At 68.0% G+C, this 23,783-nt stretch carries 20 protein-coding genes; 8 read left to right on the forward strand and 12 right to left on the reverse strand.

Annotated features, from left to right (window positions below; all coding sequences use genetic code 11):
- Nucleotides 1–5: 5 nt before the first annotated feature.
- The 5 genes from BQ2383_RS18750 to BQ2383_RS18770 all read right to left on the reverse strand — a co-directional run bounded on the left by BQ2383_RS18750 (nt 6) and on the right by BQ2383_RS18770 (nt 5,243).
- Complete coding sequence (locus BQ2383_RS18750; protein ID WP_244176053.1) at nt 6–1,397, reverse strand: rhamnulokinase; 1,392 nt, start codon at nt 1,395–1,397, stop codon at nt 6–8.
- A 37-nt stretch (nt 1,398–1,434) separates the two neighbouring features.
- A complete protein-coding gene (locus BQ2383_RS18755) occupies nt 1,435–2,073 on the reverse strand; it encodes an RpiB/LacA/LacB family sugar-phosphate isomerase (protein WP_244176054.1) in 639 nt (212 codons plus the stop codon).
- A complete protein-coding gene (locus BQ2383_RS18760) occupies nt 2,070–2,903 on the reverse strand; it encodes a carbohydrate ABC transporter permease (protein WP_091037430.1) in 834 nt (277 codons plus the stop codon). Before BQ2383_RS18760 ends, BQ2383_RS18755 begins: the two co-directional genes overlap by 4 nt.
- Nucleotides 2,900–3,829, reverse strand: coding sequence for a carbohydrate ABC transporter permease (locus BQ2383_RS18765; RefSeq protein WP_140403387.1), 930 nt, complete (start codon nt 3,827–3,829; stop codon nt 2,900–2,902). Before BQ2383_RS18765 ends, BQ2383_RS18760 begins: the two co-directional genes overlap by 4 nt.
- Before the next feature lie 88 nt (nt 3,830–3,917).
- Nucleotides 3,918–5,243, reverse strand: a complete 1,326-nt coding sequence (locus BQ2383_RS18770; RefSeq protein ID WP_091037436.1) for an ABC transporter substrate-binding protein — start codon at nt 5,241–5,243, stop codon at nt 3,918–3,920.
- A 297-nt stretch (nt 5,244–5,540) separates the two neighbouring features.
- Here BQ2383_RS18770 and BQ2383_RS18775 point away from each other — a divergent pair, with 297 nt between their 5' ends.
- Nucleotides 5,541–6,569, forward strand: coding sequence for a LacI family DNA-binding transcriptional regulator (locus tag BQ2383_RS18775; RefSeq protein ID WP_091037439.1), 1,029 nt, complete (start codon nt 5,541–5,543; stop codon nt 6,567–6,569).
- A 38-nt stretch (nt 6,570–6,607) separates the two neighbouring features.
- Here the strand turns inward: BQ2383_RS18775 and BQ2383_RS18780 are convergent, their stop codons facing one another.
- Both BQ2383_RS18780 and BQ2383_RS18785 read right to left on the reverse strand, forming a co-directional pair.
- Nucleotides 6,608–7,531, reverse strand: coding sequence for an oxidoreductase (locus BQ2383_RS18780; protein WP_091037440.1), 924 nt, complete (start codon nt 7,529–7,531; stop codon nt 6,608–6,610).
- A gap of 81 nt (nt 7,532–7,612) precedes the next feature.
- The gene (locus BQ2383_RS18785; RefSeq protein ID WP_244176056.1) at nt 7,613–8,551 is read right to left on the reverse strand and encodes a LacI family DNA-binding transcriptional regulator; all 939 of its coding nucleotides are present in this window, start codon (nt 8,549–8,551) and stop codon (nt 7,613–7,615) included.
- A 113-nt stretch (nt 8,552–8,664) separates the two neighbouring features.
- On the opposite strand from BQ2383_RS18785, the gene BQ2383_RS18790 reads away from it, so the two are divergent.
- From BQ2383_RS18790 to BQ2383_RS18810, 5 genes are all read left to right on the forward strand, one after another.
- Entirely contained in the window at nt 8,665–10,203 is a 1,539-nt protein-coding gene (locus tag BQ2383_RS18790; protein WP_091037447.1) for a mannitol dehydrogenase family protein, read from the forward strand.
- Nucleotides 10,200–11,204, forward strand: a complete 1,005-nt coding sequence (locus BQ2383_RS18795; RefSeq protein ID WP_091037450.1) for an L-idonate 5-dehydrogenase — start codon at nt 10,200–10,202, stop codon at nt 11,202–11,204. The genes BQ2383_RS18790 and BQ2383_RS18795 overlap by 4 nt, the downstream gene beginning before the upstream one ends.
- A gap of 72 nt (nt 11,205–11,276) precedes the next feature.
- Entirely contained in the window at nt 11,277–12,668 is a 1,392-nt protein-coding gene (locus BQ2383_RS18800) for an MFS transporter (RefSeq protein WP_091037451.1), read from the forward strand.
- 94 nt (nt 12,669–12,762) lie between these two features.
- Nucleotides 12,763–13,989 (forward strand): D-mannonate dehydratase ManD, encoded by a 1,227-nt coding sequence (manD, locus tag BQ2383_RS18805; RefSeq protein WP_091037452.1) that lies wholly within the window; start codon nt 12,763–12,765, stop codon nt 13,987–13,989.
- Entirely contained in the window at nt 13,979–14,641 is a 663-nt protein-coding gene (locus BQ2383_RS18810) for a bifunctional 4-hydroxy-2-oxoglutarate aldolase/2-dehydro-3-deoxy-phosphogluconate aldolase (protein ID WP_244176057.1), read from the forward strand. Before manD ends, BQ2383_RS18810 begins: the two co-directional genes overlap by 11 nt.
- Nucleotides 14,642–14,644: 3 nt before the next feature.
- Here BQ2383_RS18810 and BQ2383_RS18815 read toward each other — a convergent pair whose 3' ends face one another.
- The 5 genes from BQ2383_RS18815 to BQ2383_RS18835 all read right to left on the reverse strand — a co-directional run bounded on the left by BQ2383_RS18815 (nt 14,645) and on the right by BQ2383_RS18835 (nt 21,891).
- Complete coding sequence (locus tag BQ2383_RS18815; RefSeq protein ID WP_208617698.1) at nt 14,645–17,662, reverse strand: glycoside hydrolase family 2 TIM barrel-domain containing protein; 3,018 nt, start codon at nt 17,660–17,662, stop codon at nt 14,645–14,647.
- On the reverse strand, nt 17,659–18,588 hold the full coding sequence (locus tag BQ2383_RS18820; protein ID WP_091037454.1) for a carbohydrate ABC transporter permease: 930 nt from the start codon (nt 18,586–18,588) through the stop codon (nt 17,659–17,661). Before BQ2383_RS18820 ends, BQ2383_RS18815 begins: the two co-directional genes overlap by 4 nt.
- A complete protein-coding gene (locus BQ2383_RS18825; RefSeq protein ID WP_091037455.1) occupies nt 18,585–19,502 on the reverse strand; it encodes a carbohydrate ABC transporter permease in 918 nt (305 codons plus the stop codon). Before BQ2383_RS18825 ends, BQ2383_RS18820 begins: the two co-directional genes overlap by 4 nt.
- A 72-nt stretch (nt 19,503–19,574) precedes the next feature.
- On the reverse strand, nt 19,575–20,933 hold the full coding sequence (locus BQ2383_RS18830) for an ABC transporter substrate-binding protein (protein WP_091037458.1): 1,359 nt from the start codon (nt 20,931–20,933) through the stop codon (nt 19,575–19,577).
- 196 nt (nt 20,934–21,129) lie between these two features.
- On the reverse strand, nt 21,130–21,891 hold the full coding sequence (locus BQ2383_RS18835; protein ID WP_091037462.1) for a FadR/GntR family transcriptional regulator: 762 nt from the start codon (nt 21,889–21,891) through the stop codon (nt 21,130–21,132).
- A gap of 117 nt (nt 21,892–22,008) precedes the next feature.
- Between BQ2383_RS18835 and dgoD the strand changes: the two genes are divergently transcribed.
- Both dgoD and BQ2383_RS18845 read left to right on the forward strand, forming a co-directional pair.
- Entirely contained in the window at nt 22,009–23,154 is a 1,146-nt protein-coding gene (gene dgoD / locus BQ2383_RS18840; RefSeq protein ID WP_091037704.1) for a galactonate dehydratase, read from the forward strand.
- Nucleotides 23,148–23,771 (forward strand): bifunctional 4-hydroxy-2-oxoglutarate aldolase/2-dehydro-3-deoxy-phosphogluconate aldolase, encoded by a 624-nt coding sequence (locus BQ2383_RS18845; RefSeq protein ID WP_091037465.1) that lies wholly within the window; start codon nt 23,148–23,150, stop codon nt 23,769–23,771. The genes dgoD and BQ2383_RS18845 overlap by 7 nt, the downstream gene beginning before the upstream one ends.
- The last annotated feature ends 12 nt before the right edge of the window (nt 23,772–23,783 follow it).

Raw genomic sequence — 23,783 nt, forward strand, 5'->3', positions numbered from 1 at the left:
ACGGTTCACGGGAGATGGAGGGTCGGGGGGTGCGTGCGCCGCACGAGCGCGCGCATCTCCGGCACCGAGTCGTCGATGGCACCCGCGCTCATCGCCTGGACCAGCACATTGCCGATCGCAGTGGCCTCGGCCGGTCCGGCGAGGACGGGCAGTCCGGAGCGGTCTGCCAGGAGCCGGCAGAGCAGGTCGTTGCGCGCGCCCCCGCCGACGATATGGATCGCCTCGATCCGGCGGGATGCCAGCCGGGCGGTCGTCCACGCCGCCTCGGCGAAGGCGCTGGCCAGAGACTCCAGCAGGCATCGCGTCACCTCGGCCGGGCCTCGTGGAGAGCGGATCCCGCGGAGGCCACACCACTCGCCGATCAGTGCCTCGACGTCGCCGCCGGCGCTGAAGAGCGGGTCGTCCAGATCCACGGTCGGGAGCCCCTCGGGCGCGGCCGAAGCCAGAGCCACGAGTTCCTCCACCGAGAGCTCGGCCCCGGCCCGCCGCCAGCTCCGCTGCGCCTCGCTCAGCAGCCACAGCCCCATCGTGTTGCGGTAGACGAGGTATCCCCCGCCGACCGCGGCCTCATTGGTGATCCCCGCCCGCCGGGCGTCCTCGGAGATGACCGGCGTCGGGCTCTCCACGCCCACCAGGCCCCAGCTGCCGCAGGAGATGAATGCCGCCGACCCCTCGAGCGGAGTCGCGAGCACGGCGGAGGCGGTGTCGTGCGCGGCGACGGCGACCACATCAGGGCGGGCGCTGAGCCCTGCGGCATCCGCGACCCGACTCGTCACGCGTCCCACGACCGTCCCGGCCGACACCACCGGCGGCAGGAGCCGCGCAGAGACGGGGATCGCGGCGAGCGTAGCGGGATCCCACTCGCCGTCGAGGGCGAGCATGCCCGTCGTCGAGGCGATGGTCCGTTCCGCTGCGGGTGCGCCGCCGAGCCAGCCGGAGAACAGGGACGGGATCGGAAGCACCACATCCGCGAGCGCGAGCATCTCCTGATCGGCGGCGAGCTGGTAGACGGTGTTGATGGCCATGAACTGCGTACCGGTCCGTGCGTATTGGTCCGCATGCGGCATCCGGCTGTGCACCGCATCCACCGCGCGTTCGTGCCGCGGATCCCGGTAGTGCGCGGGGGCGGAGAGCAGTCTGCCGTTCCGTTGGAGCCCGTAGTCGACGCCCCAGGAATCGACGCCGACGGAGCGGATGTCCGCCACCCGTCCCGCCACGCCCAGTCCATCCAGGATGCCCGCCCACAGCCCGAGCACGTTCCAGCGCAGCACACCGTCCGGCGCGGCCGGCCGATTGGGCATGCGGCAGACCTCGCGCAGCTCGAGGATCTCGGGCCCGACGCGGCCGAGCATCACGCGACCGCTCGTCGCGCCGAGGTCGACGGCGACAACGTGCACGGGGGGATCCGTCGAGGACATGGGGCAACCTCGCTGATCAGTAAGCCAGGCCGCGGGGCTCGGGGCCGAGACGCGCCGAACGGGGATGCGGGACCTCGAAGCCGTTCGCCTTGTACGCCTGGTAGTCGAAATCCTCGACCTCGTCATAGCCGATCAGGTGGTACTCGTAGAAGCCGTCCCACTCCTCGTAGTCGTCGCCGAGCGAGGACTCCAGGAAGGCATCCGCCATCGCCATCGCGAGGCGAGGACCGGTGTAGAAGGCTCCCATCGCGAGCAGATTGGCGTTGTTCGCGGTCGCGGCCCGTCGCGCCGAAGGAACGGTCTCGGCCACCGCGGCGTGCACGTGCGGCACCTTCGATGCCGCGATGTGGATACCCATGCCGCTACCGCAGAAGGCCAGCGCCTTGTCGTACTCCCGCTCCGCGATGCGGCTGCCCACCAGGAATCCGGCGCGGTGGTACATCGGCGCCTCGGACTCCACCGGGGTGAGGTCCTCGACCGTCCACCCTCGCTCCTCGAGATGCGCCTTCACGGCCTCCTTGAGTGCGAACCCGGCGAAGTCGGATCCGACCACCACCTGCTTGTCTGCCGCGCGCTTCATTCCTGCATCTCCTTCTCCCGCTTCGATCTCATCGCCGGCGGAGCCGGCGTCTTCCTGCCCGATGGCGGCGCTCACTCCAGGCCGCTTCCTGCGGCGATCCCGCGGACGTACCACTTCTGCATCGCCAGGAAGACGATCAGCGCCGGGAGCATCCCGAGCGTCGCGCCGGCGAGACCCACCGCCGGCGACACGTAGGTGTAGGCCGACGCTCCGGCGATCGGCGCGAGCGCGACGTTGATGACGGCGAGGTCAGGATCGGTCGCGACCACCTGCGGCCAGATGTACATGTTCCAGGCCGTGAGGAAAGTCAGCGAGCAGTACGTCGCGATGATCGGCTTGGCCAGCGGGAGGGTGACCCACCAGAACACGCGGGGCCAGCTGGCTCCGTCGATCCGGGCGGCCTCGACGATCCCCGCCGGCAGCGAGGCGAAGAACTGCCGGAAGAGGATGACGGCGAAGGCGATCTGTCCGGCGATGGGGACGATGATGCCGGCGTAGCTCTCCAGCATCCCCAGTTGATATGTCACCACGAACGTCGGGATGAGCGTCAGGTTGCCCGGGATGAACATCGGCACGATGAGGATCGCCAGGATCGTCCCCGACCAGCGGAAGGGGATCAGTGCGAGCGCGAAGGCGACGGGTAGCGCGAGCAGCAGCTGCAGCAGGACGATCCCGATCGCGACGATGAACGAGTTCAGGATCGTCCGCGGGCTGAGGTACGCGAACGCTTGGATGTAGTTCTCCCAGTTCAGCCCGGCCGGGACGAACGTGGGGGGCAACGCGGACACCTCGGCCGGCGTCATGAAGGAGCGGGAGATCATGAACAGCAGCGGTGCCGCCATCACCAGCCCGCAGACGAGCATCAGGGTCAGCCGCGCGGCGACCGCCGACTTCTTGGTCTTCATCGGGCGGACCTCGTTCCCTTCATGACGGCGCGACCGATGAGGAACACGACGACGATGAGCACGAGCTGGAACATCGCCAGCGCGCTCGCATAGCCGATGTCCCTCCGCTCGAAGGCGATCTTGTACGAATAGAGGGCGAGCGAGGTCGTCTCCCCCAGCGGTCCGCCATCCGTCATCAGCAAGGCGTACTCGAGCGTGCCGCTGAGGAAGGTGAGGAGCATGAGGATGGCGACGACCATCGTCGTGGGCGTCACACTGGGCCAGGTGATGCTCCACAGCTTCCGCCACCGCCCGGCGCCGTCGAGGGCTGCCGCATCGAAGAGGTCTTCCGGGATCTTCTGGATCGCCGCGATGTAGAGGATGGTCACGATGGGCAGGGAGCTCCAGATCAGCACGACCACGAGCGCGGGGCGGGCGAGCATGGGATCGCTCAGCCAGTTCGGTCCCTCGATCCCCACCGTGGCGAGGAGTTGATTGATCAGTCCGGATCGCTGGTTGTAGATCGAGGACCACAACACCGCGGCCACCGCGCTCGAGGCGACCATGGGGGCGAAGTACAGGGTGCGGATGACGCCCGCTGCAGGCACCTGCGCGCTGGCGATCACTCCCAGCACGAAGCCCCCGAGCACCGTGGGGATGACCCCCATCACGACGAACAGCACCGACACGAGAGCGGAGTGCCACATGTAGGGATCCCCGAAGAGCCTTGTCACGTTCTTCATGCCCACGAAGGTCGGGGCGGAGAAGAGGTTCCAGTCGAAGAAGCTCAACGCGAGTCCGCCGATCGCGGGGACGATCACGAAGAGGACGAAGGCGAAGAGTCCGGGGGCGATGAACAGGGTGGCGGCGAGGGCGTCCCCCCGTCGCCCCCTGGCGCGGCGCGCCGGGGACGAGGGGGTTCGAGCAGCCTGCAGGGTGTGGGTCACGATCTCCGGCTCCGGGTCGGCGGGGGTCTGTTTCGGCGTCGATTCACGGATCGGACGGTCGCGCACGACCGTCCGATCCGCTGGCCGATCAGCCCGCTTCGGCGAGAGCGGCACGGACCTCGTCCGCGGCTTTCCCGAACGCCTCTTCGACGCTGACGCCGTTGAGCACCACCTCTTGGACCGCGCGCTTGGTGGCGTCGGTCATCACGCTTCCGGCGCTGCCGGGGAGGGCGACCAGCAGGGTCGCATCCTTGGCGGTCTGGGCGAAGACGCTCATGTTCGCGGGAACGTCGACGTCCTGCCAGCTTCCGGTCTCGAGACCGTCGACGGTGGGCGGGATGATGCCACCGGCATCCGGCTGCTGCGCCAGTGCCATCCCTCCGTCTGTGCTGTAGAACCACTCCATGAACGCCCACGCTGCATCCTGATTCGCGCTCGTGCTCGAGACCGAGAGGCCGTACGAGCCTCCGCCCGACGGGTGCGTGCCGTCGATGGACGGAACCTCCGTGACGTCCCAGTCGACGTCCTTGAGCGTCTCGCGGAAGCCCGCGATGTTGGCCCGGGAGGTGATACCCATCGCCACCTTCCCCGAGGAGAAGTCGTAGGCCGGATCACCGCCGGTGGACGTGTAGCCGCCGGAGCCCGTGCCGTAGAAGGCGATCATCGACTTCCACGCCTCGATGGCCTCCGGTGAGTCGATGTCGACGTCGTTCGTCTCCGGGTCGTAGACCTTCGCACCGTGGGCGACGAGGACGGGGCCCCATTCGACGATCCCCGAGCCGTCCGCGCCCGGAGGCACGGTGCCGAAGATGCTCCCGCCCGACTTGGTCTGGATCTCGGTGGCGACCCGGAGGAAGTCGTCCCACGTCCAGGTCTCGTCAGGGAGCTCATCCACCCCGGCTTCCTCGAAGAGCGTCTTGTTGTAGACGAGCGCCGTGGAGTCGGCACTGACCGGTAGCCCCGTGATCTGGTCCGGGGTCTCCATCGGACGGTACTGGCCGAGGAACTGCGGGAGGAAGAAGTCCTCCTCGAGCCCCTCGCCGTCGTTGAGCCGATCCGCGATGTCGAGCGAGACACCGTTGGTCGCGAACTCGTTCGCGGCGAAGTCCACGTTGAAGAAGATGTCGGGGAGCTTCTTGCTGATGAGCTGGGTGGCGAGAATCTGCGAGTACTTGCTGAAGTCCTCGCTGACCCCGATCACCTTCACCTTCCGGTCGGGGAACTCCTTCGTGTAGGCCTCCGCGTACTGCTCGAACTGACCGAGCAGCGGCGAGAAGGTGCCGATCGTGATCTCGCTGCCGTCGACCTCGCCCGCACCGCCACCCGGGGTCGCGGCGCTGCAGCCGGCGAGTGCGAAGATCCCCACAGTGACGGTTACAGCCGTGAGCCGTCGTGCCGTGATGCCAAACGTCATTGTTCTGGTCCTTGTCTCTTGGACGACATCGGTCCGCAATTTGACCGGTCCATTTTGTCGTTGCAGTGACTATCTCCTGCCGAGTGTGGGCGTGTCAAGAGTCAGGACTATCCGGTTTTGCAACCGTGCGTGCAGCTCCACCGCCACGGTTCCCGCGCCTGACACGTTGACGATGGTCCGGCACTGCCGTACTCTGACGTGAACACATTGAACCGGTCCACATTCAGCGCACGTGTCCGTGCCCTCTCGTAGCCCGGCGCACGCCACTCGACCTGGCCTCGGCCGGACAGGATCTCGATGCAGTCAGAGCAGGCTCGACCACCGCGCGAACGTCGGGGTGTGACGGTTCGCGATGTGGCGCGACTGGCCGGGGTGTCGCATGGCACCGTGAGCAACGTGCTCAATCGTCCCGATCGGGTGGCTGTCGATACCCGCGAACGAGTCGAGGAGGCGATGCGCCTGCTCGCCTTCGTGCCGAACGGCGCGGCACGAGACCTCGCCGTGGGCAGGTCGCGATCGATCGGCCTGGTGCTGCTCGATCTGGAGAACCCCTTCTTCCTCGAGGTGGCGCGCGGGGTGGAAGACACCGCCAGCGAAGCCGGCTACGTCGTGATGCTGTTCAACTCCGCCAACTCCATGGAACGGGAGACCCGCGCTCTGGGCGCTCTTGAGGCTCACCGTGTGAGCGGGGTGCTGATGAGCCCCGTCGCTCGAGTGTCCGACAACCTGAGCCGGCTTCGCGACCAGGGCACGCACATCGTGTTCCTGGATCGCCGCGCTCCCCGCACACAGTCGTGCTCCGTCGCCGTCGACGACCACCATGGCGCCGCCGAGGCAATGAGGCACCTCCTCGCTGGCGGCCACACGCGCGTGGCGTTCGCGTGCGGCGCCAGCCACGTCCGCCAGCATCAGTCGCGTCTGAGCGGCATACGCTCGGCCGCATCCGCAGCCGGCCTGGACCCTGGCGAGATCGCTGTCTACCGCGAGGAGATCTCGGTCGCCGGCGGCGAGCGTGCTGCCGAACGCATCCTCGCTGCCGGCGACCTCCCGACTGCCGTGGTCTGCGCGAACGACCAGCTGGCCCTCGGAGTGGAGCGGACGATGATGGCGCACGGACTGCGCGTCCCCGAGGACATCGCGATCGTGGGATACGACAACGTCGACCTCGCCTCGCACGCGAACGTTCCGATCACCAGCGTGAGCCAACCGATGTATGAGATGGGAAAGGCCGCCACGCGGCTGCTCATCGACGAGATGGAGAACGAGGAGCACGTGCACGAGCAGGTGCTCTACACGCCCACGCTGATCACCCGCGCGAGCTCCTGACCACCGAGTCGGACGCGCTTCGACGGGAGACCTGACGGTCACCCGGGGCCATCGCTCGCCGCCGCGAGCAACGGCACCACGACGTCGCTGACCGGTGTCGCGATGCCGTAGGTCCGACCGAGGCGGCGGACGACGCCGTTGCGGATGTCCCACTCGAGCGGTCGACCGGCTTCCCGATCGGTGAGGATCGACGTTCCCATATCGGCGGGGAAGCTCTGGAAGGTCTGGAGGATCTCGGCCGTCACTTCGTCACCCAACACGGCGCCGTCGGCACGGGCCACCGCCAGGCACTCCCCCAAGTACGACTCGGCCAGTTCAGCGATGTCGTCGCGGGCGAACATGCCCGCTCGCCGCCCCGCGAGGACCATGAGTCCGGCGACGGCGTTCTGCAGGAGTTTGCGCCAGGCGACAGTGGCGAAGTCGGTGGTCAGCTCGACCGCACAACGGCTTCCACGAAGGGCTTCGCGCACCCGGTGGGCGCCGGGAGCATCGGGCAGGGTCAGGCGCGCATCACTCCTCAGCCACACCGAGCCATCCGCCTGAGCCTGCGCGGGGAACCACACCACCGCGGGTACCACCGGGCTCCCGGGGGTGTGCGGGGCGACGGCCGCCGTCTGCTCGATGCCGTTCTGTAGAACACAGACCACGGTGTCCGGGCGACACAGAGCCGACAGCCACGGCGCCGCCGCGTCGACCTGCGTCGCCTTCACGGCCAGGAAGACGACATCGACGGTCGTCACGACGTGCGCAGGGTCGGTCAGCACGGGGCCCGGGACGATCACCGTATCGTCGCTGCGCCGCAGCTCCAGCTGGTCTCGCGCGGTCCGGCCGCAGAGAATCGGCGTGCGTCCCGCCTCGTGAAGTGCGGCCGCGACGGTGGTCCCGATCGCCCCCGGCCCCACGACGGCAACCGTCTTCACCCCGGGTGTCGCCGCCCGTTCCCGATCGCTGAGCTGTTCCACGAAAATCACGCTACTGCACCCCGGTGACGTGGCGGAGCGCGCTCACGACGGGTCGGGCGAATGCCTCAGCGGCCGCGCCGGTCAGCGGGGTGCTGCGGTCGAGGCGCGGACGATCAGCTCGGAGGCGAGGGGTGGGATGTCTCCGAGTTCCGTACCCGAGATCGTCTTCAGCAGAAGGTCGACCGCCAGGGCACCGCATCGCTCGATGGGCATGCGCACGGTGGTCAGTCCGGGCGTGACCGCACCGGCGAGATCGATGTCATCGATCCCGACGATGCTGATGTCCGACGGGCAGTGCCTTCCCAGCTCGGACATCCCCGCCTCGATACCGAGCGCGACGAGGTCGTTGTAGGCGATGACCGCCGTGGCGCCGCTGGCGGCGGCGAGAGCCGCAGCGGCCCGGCCACCCTGGATGGAGGCTGCTTGATGACTGAGACGTGTGAGGCGGGTGCCGTGGCGCTCACAGGCCGCAGCAATGGTCTCGAATCGGCGGGCGTCGGCCCAGGAACCGCGTGGACCCGAGGCATACGCGATGTGATCGTGCCCGAGCGCGACGAGGTGTTCGATCGCCTGGGCGGGTCCGTGCTCGGTGTCCATGAGCACGCACGCGATGCCGTCGATCTGGCGGTTCACGACGACGACGGGCACATCGCGGACCAGGTCGAGCACGTCGGCGTCGGGCAGTCGCGGAGAGCACAGCAGCATCCCGTCGAGCTTGCGGGCCTGCTCGATCTGCTCATGCTCGCGCCGACGGTCTTCGTCGGCGTCGAAGAGCACGATGCGGTGGCGACCGTGCCATGCCTGCCCCTGGATGGCTTTGAGCAGCATGCCGTAGACCGGGTTGGCGACATCGGGGACGACGACGCCGAACGTGCGGGTGGCGGTTCCCGCCTGCGTGGTGGCATAGCCCAGCTCGGCTGCGGCTTCGAGCACACGTTCGCGGGTGGTCGGCGCGAGCCGGTCGGGCTCACCGAATGCGCGGGATGCGGTGGCGATGGAGACGCCGGCGCGCCGTGCCACGTCCGTCAATGTCGCTGCCACATCGCCTCCCCCGTTTCTCCGCAATCCTAGATCATCACTCCCGATCATGTAATGACTTGACAAGTTTGTACAAACCATTCACACTGCTTTACATGACGATCAACGCCGATCTGCGGATCCTGAGCCGGGCCGAATCCACGGCCGCCGTTCCGCTGGTCTCCCCCGCGGGTGCGGGCATCCTTCACCTCGGTCTCGGCAGCTTCCACCGGGCACACCAGGCCGTCTACACCGCCGCCGCGCTCCAGGCCTCAGGCGGCGACTGGGGCATCATCGGGGTCGCCTCGCGGACACGCTCGATCGTCGACGCCCTGCACGCCCAGGACTTCCTCTACTCCGTCGCCACCATCGCGCCCGGCAGCACCTCGCTCATGATCCCTGGGGTGCACACCGACGCGTTCGTCGGCGCCGAGCAGCCCGAGCGCGTCGTCGCGCAGATCGCCGACCCCGGCATCCGCATCGTGACCCTCACGGTCACCGAGAACGGCTACAGCTACTCCCCCGCGACGCAGCACCTCGACCTCGACGACGAGACCGTGCGAGCCGACCTTCGAGGCGGCGCACCCCGCTCGACGATCGGACAGCTCGCCCGCGGCCTCCAGGCCCGTGCCTCCGCCGGCGGAGCCCCGATCACGATCCTCAGCTGCGACAACCTGTCGGCCAACGGCGCCCACACCGAGAAGCTCGTCCGCGAGTTCCTGCATGAGCTGCCCGGCTCCGAGGGTGCGGACGCCCTGGCTTTCCTCGGCCGTGCGGTGTCGTTCCCCTCGAGCATGGTCGACCGGATCGTGCCCGCGACCACCACCGAGATGCGCACCCGCGTCAGCGCGCTGCTCGGTGTCCGCGACGACATCCCCGTGCCGGCCGAGCCCTTCACGATGTGGGCGATCGAGGACCGCTTCGCCGGGGGACGCCCGGCCTGGGAGGCGGGCGGCGCGGTGTTCACGGACGAGGTCGGACGCTACGAGCAGATGAAGGTGCGACTCCTCAACGGCACCCACTCGCTCATCGCCTACCTCGGCGCTCTCAGCGGTGTCGGCACGATCCCCGAGGCCATCGGGCTCGACGGCATCGAGAGCGCCGCCCGCGCGGTGCTGCGCGACGAGTACGAGCCGTCGATCGAGGTCCCGTCCGGCGTCGATATCCGCGCCTACGAGAGCGAACTCTTCGAACGGTGGGCCAACAGCGCCCTGGGTCACCGCACGAGCCAGGTCGGCACCGACGGCTCGGTCAAACTGCGCCAGCGCATCCCCGAGCCCGCACTTCTCGTCCTGCGTGATGGCGGGATGCCGCACCTGATCGCCCTGACCGTCGCCGGCTACCTGTCGTGCATCGCCCCGCTGCCCGGATTCGACCCCGGTCTGCACGCTGCGGCGATGACCGACGGCGCCCGCGAGCGCCTCGCCGGATTCGCGGCGACCGCCCGCAACGGCCGCGAGCTCGCGCAGCGCGTGATCGGCGAGCTGCACCTGTTCGGTGCTGAACTCGGATCGCAGGATGGGTTCATCGCCCGCGTCGGCGAGCTCGTCGACATCATCCAGCGTCGCGGCGTCGGTGCCGCGATCGACGATGCCGTCTCGTCATCCCGGACCACCACATCATCACGCACCAGCGCAGAGGAGTTGCAGCCATGAAGGCTCTCGCCATCCACGGCAAGGAAGACATCCGCTGGGAAGACCGTGAGGCGCCCACCCCCGGCGACGGAGAGGTCCGCCTGCGCGTCAACTACGTGGGCATCTGCGGATCCGACCTGCACTACTACTTCCACGGCGCCAACGGCGAGTACACGATCCGTGAGCCCCTGACCCCCGGTCATGAGCTCTCCGGTGTCGTCGACCTCGACCCGTCGGGCCGTCTGACGCCCGGCACTCCCGTCACGGTGCACCCCGCGCGCTACGGAGCCGAGGTCCCCGGCCTCGAGGACCACCCGCACCTGCGCCCGGGTGGCGACTACTTCGGCAGCGCCGCGGCGGATCCGCACCGTCAGGGCGGGGCATCCGAGCTGCTGATCGTCGAAGACCACATGGTCCGCGTGCTCCCGGCATCCCTTCCGCTCGAGCGCGCCGCCCTGGCCGAACCGCTGGCCGTCGCGATCCATGCCGTGAGCCTTGCCGGAGACATCGCCGGCAAGCGCGCCCTCGTGATCGGCGCCGGACCCATCGGCCTGCTCGTCGTCGCCGCCGCGATCAAGGCCGGCGCCGCGGTCGTGGGCGCCAGCGATGTGCGCGAAGAGCCCCTCGACCGGGCGAAGTCCCTCGGCGCGACCGAGGTCTCGCTCGTCGGCCGCGACACGATCGAGAACGAGTCGTACGACGTGGTCTTCGAGTGCTCCGGGGTCGGAGTCGCGCTCACCCAGGCAGTGCGCGCAGCCCGCCGCACCGCGACGATCGTCCAGGTCGGGATGCTCCCGAACGCCGACATCGGAGTGAACCTCGCCCCGATGCTCGCCAAGGAGCTGACCATCCGCGGCGCCTTCCGCTTCTCCACCGAGATCGATGATGCCGTCGCGCTGCTGGCCGAGTCCGACGCCCTCGATTCCGTCATCTCCCACGTGCTCCCGGCATCCGATGCCGTCCAGGCGTTCGAGCTCGCCCGCGACTCGTCCGCCTCGGCCAAGGTCCTCCTGGCCCTCTAACGACTCACCCCCACCCGGCGGCTCGCCGCACCGATACACCCACCCTGTTCCTGGTCCGAAGGAGTACCTCCCATGTCCGAACCGCAGACGACGGCCGCGGCCGCCGATCCCGCCGCGAAGAGGTCTGTACGCGACCTCGTGCGCGCCGCCATCTCCGGATGGCTCGGCACCGCCCTCGAGTTCATGGACTACCAGCTGTACTCGCTGGCAGCCGCACTCGTCTTCGCCGATCTGTTCTTCTCCTCCGAGAACCCGGCGGTCGCCGTCGTCGCCGCGATGGCCACGTACGGCGTCGGCTACGTCGCCCGCCCGGTCGGCGCGTTCTTCTTCGCACGCCTCGGGGACAAGACCGGCCGCACGAAGGTGCTGTTCTACACGATCCTCCTGATGGGTCTCGCCACCACCCTCATCGGCTTCCTGCCGACGTACTCGCAGGTGGGCGTGCTCGCACCGATCCTCCTCGTGCTGCTCCGCATCGCGCAGGGCTTCGGTGCCGGAGCCGAGATCTCGGGTGCCGGTGTCATGCTCGCCGAGTACGCACCGGCCAAGCGCCGCGGCATCATCGCCTCGCTCGTCGCCCTCGGCACGAACTGCGGCACGCTGCTCGCCTCGGGCATCTGGGCCATCCTCCTCGTCGCCTACAGCGAGGACGAGGTCATCGCCTGGGCCTGGCGCATCCCGTTCATCGCGAGCGCGGTCATCATGCTCTTCGCGATCTGGGTGCGCTTCAACCTCAAGGAGACCCCGGTCTTCGAGGAGCGCGATGACGTCGTCGACGGCAAGGCCCTCTCCCGCGACGAGGCGATCCAGCTCGCCACCGAGACCAACGACATCCGCACCCTCGAGGCGATGCAGCGCAAGCCCTGGAAGGCGTTCTCGATCGCTCTCCTGCTGCGCTTCGGCCAGGCCGGCAACTCCGGCATGATCCAGACGTACCTGCTCAGCTACATCACCGTCGTGCTGCTGCTCGACCGCTCGATCGGCGTCAACGCGGTGATCGTCTCGTCGCTCGTCGCCTTCATCACCGTGCCGCTCTCGGGCTGGCTCGGTGACCGCTTCGGCCGCAAGCGCATGTACATGGTCTGGTCGATCATCGCGCTGATCATCATCGTCCCGACGATGCTCATGATCAGCAGCAAGGACACCGCACAGGTCTTCGTCGGATACGTCGTGCTGCACAACCTCGCGGTGATGAGCTTCGCGTCACTCGAGAACCTCACGCTCCCGGAGCTCTTCGGATCGCGCAACCGCTACACGTTCACGGCCATGGCGCGCGAGATCGCCGCCATCGTCGCGACCGGCGCGGGCCCCGTCATCGCCGCGGCGTGGGTGTCGGCCGTCACCGGCTCGTTCATCCCGATCATCATCATGCTGTTCATCTTCACGCTGAGCGCGCTCATCGCCTCGATCTGGATGCCCGAGGTCGCCGGTCGCGACCTCACGGATCCGCGCGACGCGATCTGACCTCACGGCTGATCACGACCAGGGGTGCGGGCGCCCGAACGCCCGCACCCCGCACCTCGACCCGCACCTCGCACCGCACCACCAGGAGAACGACATGACCATCGAGATCGTCGACGTCAACATCACCAGCCCCGGACGCAACTTCGTCACGCTCAAGATCACGACCTCCGACGGCATCACCGGGCTCGGCGACGCGACCCTCAATGGGCGCGAGCTCGCCGTCGCCTCCTACCTCTCCGACCACGTCGCGTCGATGCTCGTCGGCCGCGATGAGGACAGGATCGAAGACACCTGGCAGTACCTCTACCGCGGCCCGTACTGGCGCCGCGGACCCGTGACCATGGCGGCGATCGCCGCCGTCGACATGGCGCTCTGGGACATCAAGGCCAAGAAGGCCGGGATGCCGCTCTACCAGCTGCTCGGCGGTGCCAGCCGCGAGGGCGTCCGTGTCTACGCGCACGCCTCCGGCACCGACTACGCCGCCCTCAAGAACGCGATCACCGGCTACGAGGAGCTCGGCTACACCGCCGTGCGCGTGCAGACCGGCGTGCCCGGCCTCGGCCAGATCTACGGTGTCTCATCGACCGGACCGGGCGTGCGCTACGACTACGAGCCCGCCAAGCGCTCGGGTGACCGCCCGAGCGAGGAGACGTGGGACACGCGCAACTACCTCAACCACATGCCCGGGATCTTCTCGCAGATCCGCGAGGACTTCGGCACCGACCTGCGTATCCTGCACGACGGGCACCACCGGATGTCGCCGATCGAGGCCGCGCGCTTCGCGAAGGACATCGAGCCCTACGACCTCTTCTGGCTCGAGGACTGCACCCCGGGTGAGGACCAGACGGCGCTGCGCCTCGTGCGTCAGCACTCGACCACTCCACTCGCGATCGGCGAGGTCTTCAACTCGGTCTTCGACTACCAGACGCTCATCACCGAGCGCCTGATCGACTACGTGCGCTCGGCGGTCACCCACACCGGTGGCATCACGGCCATGAAGAAGCTGCTCGACTTCGCCGCGATCTACGGCATCAAGTCCGGCATCCACGGCCCCACCGACATCTCCCCCGTCGGCATGGCCGCGGCCCTGCACCTCGACCTCGCGATCCACAACTTCGGCATCCAGGAGTACATGCCCCACAACGAGCAGACGCTCGAGGTGTTCCAGACCTCCTTCACCTTCGACAAGGGCTTCCTGCACCCCGGCGACAAGCCCGGACTCGGTGTCGACCTCGACGAGGATGCCGCAGCCGGTCACGAGTACACCAAGGCGTACCTGCCGGTGAACCGTCTGCTCGACGGGACCGTCCATGACTGGTGAGGCCATGACCGGTGAGGTGCGACGGGTCGCGCTGCCGCCGCGAACCGTCGACTCGCGACTGATCGTCGTGGCTCGGGCGAAGCGTGCCGTGGACTACGACGCCGTGCTCGACGTGCTCGTCGACGCCGGCATCCGCAGTGTGGAGCTGACCCTGACCACACCGGGCACGTTCGAGCACTTCCCGCAGCTGCTCGCGCGGTTCGGGGAGGCGATCGACCTCGGCATCGGCACCGTGACGAACTCCGTCGACCTCGCACGGGCGATCGATGTGGGTGCGACGTACCTCGTGACCCCGATCACCTCGGCCTCGTTCGTCACCCAGGCAACGGACGCCGGTGTGCCGATCGTGCCCGGAGGACTCACCCCGACCGAGCTGTTCGCGTCGTGGTCGGCCGGGGCCTCGGCCGTGAAGATCTTCCCCGCGGGGCAGGTCGGTCCCGGCTACCTCAAGGACCTGCGCGGTCCCTTCCCCGATCTGGTCGCGGTCCCGTCCGGCGGCGTCGACCTCGCGGGCGCTTCGGCGTGGCTGCAGGCCGGCGCGGCGGCCGTCAGCGTGGGCGGTCCACTGCTCGGCGATGCCTTCTCGGGCGGCGATCCGAGCGCGCTGCGTGATCGGGCGACGGCGTTCGTCGAGGTCTGCGCACGCCCCTAGGCACTACGCAGACGCGGCGCCGGGCCTGAACGTCACCGCATATCGGAACGTCGCCGGCAGCATCGCCTGCGCCGGGAGCACCCCCGGCCCGCACGACCCCGACCCCAGGCCGCCCTGTCCCGCGTCGAGGTTCAGCCACACCCGGTCGGAAGGCTGCAGATCGTACGGATGCTGGGCGGCATCCAGATCTTCGGACCGCCACCGCCTCACGGTGAAGTCCACGTGCGGATGCGCGTCGATGCGCAGCAGGCGCTCTCCGTCGCTCAGGCACAGCCAGCGTGCATCGATGCGGTTGCCGTTCTCCTGCGGCATCATGTACGGCGTCTGCATCTCGTCGATGCTGCGCTGCCAGTGACCGATCCGAGCCGCCTGCCTGCTGTCGGAATAGGCCTCGCCGGGTCCCGGTCCGTACCACTCGACATCGGCGAAGCCTGCGGGAAGAGCGAGGCGAAGGCCGAATCTCGGCAGCGGAATGTCCCAGTTGCCGAGGGGTTCGGCTTCGACCGCCAGAGAGACGGCTCCTTCCGCCGCCGTCCAACGCATCGTCGTGGCGTAGCCGAGATCACTGCCGTCGAAGCCGAGACGTCCGCGCACAGCGATCCCCTCTTCGGAGACCTCCACGGCGTGAACGACGTGTCGCGGGTGATCGAGCCCGATCTGTCGCCAGCGGGACTCGCGCGGCTCCCAGGAGAAATCCCGGTCGTTGTCGATGACCGCGCGCCAGGTGTCGAACGCCGGCGCCTCGATCTCGATGCCGGCGAGGGAGATCAGGTCACCGCTGCGACGGTCGAACAGCGCCTCGCCGAGAGCGATGCGATCCCCCACGTTTCGAGGGGACTCGCTCGACTCGACGGGTGCACCCGCTGCCGGGACCACTACGGACTGGCCCCACGCCACCTCGTGACCGGCATCGGCCCAGTCGGCGCTCGCGGCCAGGACGGCACGCACCGTCAGCACCAGTTCCGCGGTGCTGTCAGACCGAGCGGGAACGTCGAACGCGGGCACTTCGAGAGCACCGGACTCGCCCGCAGCGACGTGCCCCACGGCGAGGTCGCCCCCATCGACACGCACACCGTCACGGTGCAGTTCCCAGGAGAAGCGGAGGTGCGACAGGTCGCGGTGGTCGTACTTGTTGTGCACGACCGTCTTTCCACGCACGAACGAGAACGCGACCGGCTGCAGCACCTTCTTCAACTCGTGCAGAGCCGGGCTGGGGGTGCCGTCGGGGAAGACGATGCCGTCGGCGATGAAGTTGCCGTCGTGACGCTCCTCACCGAAGTCGCCGCCGTAGGCGAAGTACTCCTCGCCATCCGCTCGGTGCGCACGCAGGCCGTGATCGAACCACTCCCAGGTGAAACCGCCTGCCAGCCGGGGATACTGCTCGAAGATCTCCTGGTATTCGAAGAGACCGCCGGGTCCGTTGCCCATCGAGTGCACGTACTCGCACAGGAGGAACGGCATGTTCCGGCGACGGGCATCCAGGTCCGCGTCGGGGAACGGCGCCTCTTGGCGCTGTCCGAGCAGGTTGAGCTCACGGTGCGTCGAATACATGCGGCTGTACACGTCGACGTACTCGCACGACCAGTCGCGTTCGTAGTGCAGAAGCCGTGACGGATCGCGCAGCTTGGCCCATCGGGCCATCGCCCCGAGGTTCTGCCCCGTGCCGCACTCGTTGCCGAGCGACCACATGATGACGCTCGGGCTGTTCTTGTCGCGTTCGACGAGCCGCTGCATCCGATCGACCAGCGTCGCCTCCCAGCGCGGGTCCTCGGCGGGGTTGCCCGGCAGCTTGTGGAACCAGTCGACCGGGAAGAAGCCGTGGGTCTCGAGGTCGCATTCGTCCATGACCCACAGTCCGAGCTCATCGCAGAGCTCCAGGAACCGCGCCTGCGGAGGGTAGTGGCTGGTGCGCACGGCGTTCACGTTGAACTGCTTCATCATGACGATGTCCGCGCGCATGCGCTCCTCGGAGATGACGCGGCCGGTGTCGGGATCGTAGTCGTGCCGGTTCGTGCCGCGCAGCAGGATCGGCACCCCGTTGACGCGCAGCTCTCCATCTGCGACCTCCACGCGACGGAAACCGATACGCAACGCGATCGCCTCCCCCTCGGACACGAGTTCGCCCGCATACAGCCGCGGCAGCTCCGCCGACCAGGGGTCGACCGGGATCCGAGCGACCTCTCCGGCCGCGATGTCGATGCCGAGCTCCGGCACTCGCACGCGCGCCGGAGCGCCGCCCGCCACGACGGCGTCCACGCGGAGCTGTCCCTCGCCCGTCGCCGCCTCGTAGTCGGCGTGCACGAAGTGATCCTCGATCGCGCCCACCGGGCGTCCGAGCAGGGTGACGCTGCGGAAGATCCCGGACAGCCACCACATGTCCTGATCCTCGAGGTAGCTGCCGCTGGACCACTGGTGCACCCGGACGGCGAGGACGTTCTCCGCGCCGCGTCGGAGGAGCGCCGTCACGTCGAACTCGTTACGCAGGCGGCTGCCGGCGGCGATGCCGACCTGTTCGCCGTTGAGCCAGATCGTTCCCAGCGAGTCGATGCCGTCGAAGCGCAACAGCACCCGCTCCACGTCCCAGTCCGCAGGAACGGTGAAGGTGCGGCGATAGTCGCCGGTGGGGTTCTCGCGCGGCACGTACGGCGGGTCGACCGGGAACGGATAGACGCGGTTCGTATAGATCGGGGAGCCGAAGCCGTTCAACTGCCAATGTGCCGGAACGGCCAGCGTGCTCCATCCCTCAGCCGATGTCTGCGCGTCGAGGGCATCGCCGAGGAAGTCGACCGGCGCGTCGCCGCCGGGCGAGAACCGGAAGTCCCAGACGCCGTCGAGGCTCAGCTCCGGGGCATCAGACCGGGCGTGCGCCCGCGGCGGCAGCACGTTCCGAGACGGGGACAGTTCTTCCCAGTACTCGAGCGGTCGGTCCATCGACACGAGGGCATGGGTGATCCCGCGCTCGCGGTCTTCTGCGGCCAGATCACAGGCGATCCGGTCATTCATCGCGCTGAGGTTGTTCACTCTTTGACTCCTCCGGTCGTGAGGCCCGATGTCCAGTACTTCTGCAGGTAGAGGAACACGATCACGAGCGGCACGATCGACACGAGCGAGCCCGTGATGACGGTCGAGAACTGTGCGGATGCTCCGCCGCCCGCCTCGCTGGCCGCTTGCAGTTGCGCGAGACCCAGAGTGAGCGGGAAGAGGTCCGGGTCGGTGAGCATGATCAGCGGGAGGAAGTAGTTGTTCCAGGTGTGCACGATCGCGAACAGCAGCACTGTCACGATGCCGGGCGTCATGATCCGCAGTGCGACCTGCCAGAAGATCCGGAACTCGCTCGCACCGTCCAGCCGGCCCGCCTCCAGAAGGGTGTCGGGGATGGCTTCCTCCGCGTAGACACGCATGAGGTACACGCCGAACGGGCTCACCAGCGAGGGCAGGATGATGGCCCAGATCGTGTTCGTCAGCCCTGCTCCGGCGAAGAGCAGGTAGGTCGGGATGGCGAGCGCGGTGGTCGGGATCATGATCGCGCCGAGCACGACGGCGAACAGGAACTTCTTGCCAGGGAAGTCGTACTTCGCGAACGCATATCCGGCGGCGGCCGACAGCAGAGCCGATCCGACACCGGCCACGAGCGCATAGAGCACCGTGTTGCCGATCCACTGGACGAAGACGCCGTCGCGGGTCGTGAACAGGGTGGTGAGGTTGTCGATGAGGTGGTTCTCGCCCGCGAACCACAGGCCGAAGCTGGAGAACAGCGACGAGTTGTCCTTCGTCGAGGCGACGATGAGCCAGAACAGCGGAAGCAGGAAGTAGCCGGCCGACACCCAGAGGACGATGGTGAGGATGCTGCTGCGCTTCTCCCCCGGGACGCGGGACTTCGGGCGGCGGCGGGGTGCGGAACTCGTGACGACGGCACGAGTGGCGTGCGTCTCGACGGTGGCGGTCATGCGCGCGCTCCCTTCTCCCGACGCGCAGCCGAGAGCTGGAACACGTACGAGACGATCATGATGATGAAACCGAGCAGGAACGCGATCGCTGCCGCGTAGTTCATGTCCTGGTTCGTGAAGGCCAGGTTGTAGGCGTAGAGGTTCGGCGAGAACGACGAGCCGATCGCATTCGGGGCGATTTCGTACAGCAGCTTCGGTTCGCTGAACAGCTGGAACGCTCCGATGACGGAGAAGATCGTGCACAGCACGATCGAGTTGCGGATCGCGGGGATCTTGATGCTCCAGGCGATCCGGAACTGACCGGCCCCGTCGATGCGGGCCGCTTCGTACTGCTCGGTCGGGATGGCGCGCATCGCCGAATACATGATCACCATGTTGTAGCCCACGAACTGCCAGGTGACGATGTTGATGATCGAGCCGAGGATGTTGTCCGAGGAGAGCAGCTCGGGAGAGCCGAGCCCGATGGCCCTCATGAACTGTGCGATCGGCCCGAAGTTGTCGCCGTACAGGTAGCCCCACATGAGGGTCGCCACGACACCGGGGACGGCGTATGGGACGAAGATGGCGAGCCGGGCGAACTTGCCGCCCCGCACCCGCGCGCTGTCCAGCGCCAGCGCGAAGAACAACGCAAGCCCCAGCATGATCGGCACCTGGATGAGCAGGAACACGAACATGCGCATCACGCTGACGAGGAATCTCTCGTCGCCGAGCGCGCGGACGTAGTTGTCGAACCAGACGAACGAATCGCCGCCGACGAGCTGCACCTTGAACAGGCTCAGATAGCCCGCATAGAGCAGCGGCAGCAACAACATCGTCGCGAAGAGGATCATGAACGGGGCGATGAAGAGGTACGCCGCGGTGTTCTTGCGGCGCTTGTCACTCCAGCGCTTGCGTCCGAGAGCCGTGGTGCTCATCGACGGGGCCTTTCTGATTCGGTGCGATGGTTCTGCGGGGGCGGATCCCGATGGGCTCCGCCCCCACACGTGCTACGGGGTGACGACGATGAAGCCCTGGGCCTCGCCGTAGCTGACGAGCTCGTCCTTCCAGTCCGCCAGAGCGGCGAAGAGGTCTTTCTTCTCCGTGATGGCGGCGCCCAGCGTCTCCTTGAAGCTGCTGCTGGCGAAGTCGTTGTACGGCAGCCACTGCCAGTCGCTGTCGACGGTCTGAGCGATGTCGGCGAACACGCCGTTCACCTTCTGCCCGGCGTAGAACTCCATCTCCTGGTCGCGCACCTCCGGCGAGTCGAGGGTCTCGATCCGCGACGGGAAGATGAACTGCTCGGTGGCGAGTGTCTGCGTCGCTTCGGCATCGGTCGCCAGGAACTTGACGAACTCGGCGGCGACGATCTTGGCGTCGGAGTCGGCCGTCACCGTGATGGCCGATCCGCCCTGGTTGCCGGAGGCGGGCTCCGACGCATCCCACTGCGGCATCTCGGTGGCCTGCCACAGACCACTCGTGTCCGCGGCGGTGCCCTGCAGGAACACGGGGCCCCACGCGGCGGCGAGCCAGCTCGCATACTTGCCGCTGGAGATGCTCTGGTACCAGTTGTCGTCCAGCTGCGGTGCGGTGTCGACGAGGTCGGCCTGGATCAGGTCGTTCCAGTAGCCGATCACCTCGGTGACCTCGTCGGAGTCCAGGTCGATCGTGACCGTCTTGTCGCCGTCATACCCGAACGGACGAGCGCCGGCCTGCCACAGCAGGGCGAGGATCGGCGAGAAGCTGTTGCCGGGGAGGTCGGAGATGTACGAGCCCGTCTTCTCCTTGATGGCGGCGGCGGCCTCTGCGTACTCATCCCAGGTGGTGGGAGCTTCGACGCCGGCGGCTTCGAAGATGTCGGTGCGGTACAGCTGACCGGTCGGGCCGAGGTCCTGCGGCAGACCCCAGACGGCGTCGTCCGTGCCGACCATGGCCCACGCGCTGTCCACGAACTGGTCCGACAGCTCACCGGCGCCGTAGGGCGCGAGGTTCTCGAGGCTTTCCGTGATCGTGAACGACGGCAGGAACGAGTACTCGATCTGCACCGCGTCGGGCACATCGCCGGACTTCACCGCGGCGCGCAGCTTCTGGTACTGCGCCGTGGCACCGCCCTGGTTCGACAGCTTGACCGTGATCTCCGGGTACTTGGCCTCGAACAGGTCGATCTGGTTCTGGATGTCGGGCACCCAGGACCAGAAGTCGATCGTGGTCGGCGTGCTCATCGCCTTGTCGATCTCCGCCTGGGAGACCGTCTCCGCCGATCCACTGCTGCCGGGGGCTGCGGGGGTTCCGCAGGCGCTGAGCATGACGGCTGTCGCGGCGACGACGGCACCCGCCACGACCCTGCGGCGACGCTGCACTCTGGTCATTTCTGTCCTCCTCGTTGGGGGCCGGTCTCCTCGGGCGCGCCGATCGGCGGCCGGGGATCCGGCGGTGGGGCAAACGCAACCGTCAACTCGGCGAGGACGACCGGGAAAGACGACTCAGTCGATCTCGGCACCTACGACGACGGTGACGCTCTGAGCACGTTATCACAGCAAATCGAGAGAACGTATGCTTTTTGAATCAGCGGGATTCTTCCGGCAGATTTCCGCGCTCGGCAGCGACGGACAAGATGTCGATCTCGTCGAGGGCGGCCACGAGGATCGAGCGCATGATTCCGTATGCGGCATCAGGGTCGCGCCGCTGGATCGCGCCGGCGACGTCGACATGCAGCTGCAGCGCGACATCCGCCGGTCGATCCGGCACCAGGCCATGCTCAGTGCGACTGACGAGCACCTGCCCGATGAGTCCGTCGAGCCGGGAGAACATCGCATTGCCCGACAGGCGAAGAATGAGCGCATGGAACTGCACGTCGAGTTCCAGGAACCGATCGTCGTCGCCCTGCTCACCCGCGGCCCACAGCTCGCCGGACAGGGCGATCAGCGCACTGACCTCCTTCGCCGTGGCTCGCGTCGCCGCCAGCCGAGCGGCCTCCGGCTCGATGGCAGCACGCAGCTCCACCATCGCCGACAGCTGCTCCGCGCGATCCGGCGAGTCGAGGCGCCACCGGATGACCTGTGGGTCGTAGAGGTTCCATTCGGACTCCGGCAGCACGACCACGCCGATCCTGCGGCGGGACACGACCAGGCGCATCGACTCCAGCACGCGTACCGTCTCTCGCGCCACCGATCGGGAGATCCCGCAGCGCTCTTCGATCTCCTCGAGAGTGAGGCTCGACCCGGCGGCGAGCTCTCCCGCGCAGATCGCGAGACCCAGCTCGTCGAGAGCACGGGAATGCAGGCCCGCCAGCGAAACGAGCGGGGTGTCCTGAGGCTTCAGCGTCATTCTTGTAAGTTACCAGCCACCACGACATCAAAAGGCATACGTTATAGTGCATCTGAGAAGAAAACTTCCGATCGACGTGTCCGTCGATCGGTTCCGCCGAAACCGATGGGGTTCCCTGTGCAGATCGCACGCATCGAGACATTCCTGATTCCGCCGCGATGGCTGTTCGTCCGCGTAGAGACCGACACGGGCATCGTCGGCTGGGGCGAGCCGGTCGTCGAGGGGCGTGCCGAGACCGTGCGCACCGCTGTCGAGCAACTGTCAGAGCTGCTCATCGGGCAGGACCCGCTGCGCATTCAGGACCACTGGCAGGTCATGACGAAGGGATCGTTCTACCGGGGCGGCCCCATCCTCTCCTCCGCCGTGTCCGGGCTCGATCAGGCCCTGTGGGACATCGCCGGTAAGAGCGCCGGGCTTCCCGTCCACCAGCTGCTCGGCGGGCCGGTGCGCGACCGCATCCGCGTGTACGGGTGGATCGGCGGGGACGAGCCGAACGAGGTCGCCGACGCGATCTCCGCGCGGCTCGAGCAGGGACTCACCGCCGTCAAGATGAACGCCTCCGGACGGATGGAGCGGATGTCGACCCTGCGCGACCTGGACGGTGTCGTCGCCCGCGTCGCCGCCGCCCGCGAGGTTCTCGGTGACACCGGCGACGTGGGCGTCGACTTCCACGGCCGCATCGGCCTGGCGGACGCGCGGCGCCTGATGCCGGCGCTCGAGCCGCTGCGGCCGATGTTCGTCGAGGAGCCCGTCATCCCGGAGAACAGTCATCTGATCGGGCGCATCGCCGACATGACGTCCATCCCGATCGCGACCGGCGAGCGGCTGTACAGCCGACAGGAATTCCTGCCGGTGCTGCAGTCGGGAATCGCCATCGCCCAGCCCGACCTGTCGCACGCCGGAGGCATCTCCGAGACGCACCGCATCGCGAGCCTCGCAGAGGTCTACGACGTGCAGCTCGCGCCGCACTGCCCGCTGGGCCCGATCGCTCTGGCCGCCTCTTTGCAGATCGGCTTCGCCGTGCCGAACTTCTTCATCCAGGAGCACAGCATCGGCATCCATTACAACGAGGACGGCGAGGTGCTCGACTATGTCGCCGACACCTCCGACTTCGACTTCTCGACCGGATTCATCGAGCGGCTGACCAAGCCGGGACTCGGCATCGACATCGATGAGACCGCCGTCCGCGACGCCGACAAGCGGGGGCACGCCTGGCGTGGTCCCATCTGGCGCCATGAGGATGGGAGCTTCGCGGAATGGTGAGCTCCACGCAACTCCTCCAGCTGCTCCGCGCGGAGCGGGTCATGCCGATCATCCGCAGCACCGCGAGCGAGGATGCCGTCGCCATCGGGCGCACGCTCATCGACGCGGGCTTTCGCGTGCTCGAGGTCTCGCTGACCACACCCGGCGCACTCGATGCGATCGCCGAGCTCTCCGAAGACCCGCGAGCCGAGATCGGTGCCGGCACCGTGCTCACCGCCACCGATGTCTCGGCTGCCACCGCAGCCGGGGCATCCTTCATGGTCACCCCGGCGGTCACCGCGTCGATCGAGGTGTCGGCCGCAGCGGGCATCCCCGTGCTCGCGGGTGCCCTGACGCCGACAGAGGTTCTGGCCGCTCTCGAGCGCGGCGCCACCGCGGTCAAGCTCTTCCCCGCCGAGTTCGGCGGACCGTCCTACCTGTCGGCGCTGCGCTCACCGTTGCCGGATGCGCCGATCATCCCGGTCGGTGGTGTCGACGTCGAGAGCGGACGCGAGTACCTGCGCCGAGGCGCCCTGGCGGTGGGCGTCGGCTCGCCGCTCACCGGCACGGGGCCCGTCGACCTCACCGCGATCTCGTCCCGTGCCGCGGCCTTCCGCGCTTTGGCGACCGCGCCGTAAGACGCGGCCGTC

Source organism: Microbacterium oxydans, from assembly GCF_900095745.1.
Taxonomy (GTDB): Bacteria; Actinomycetota; Actinomycetes; order Actinomycetales; family Microbacteriaceae; genus Microbacterium; species Microbacterium oxydans_B.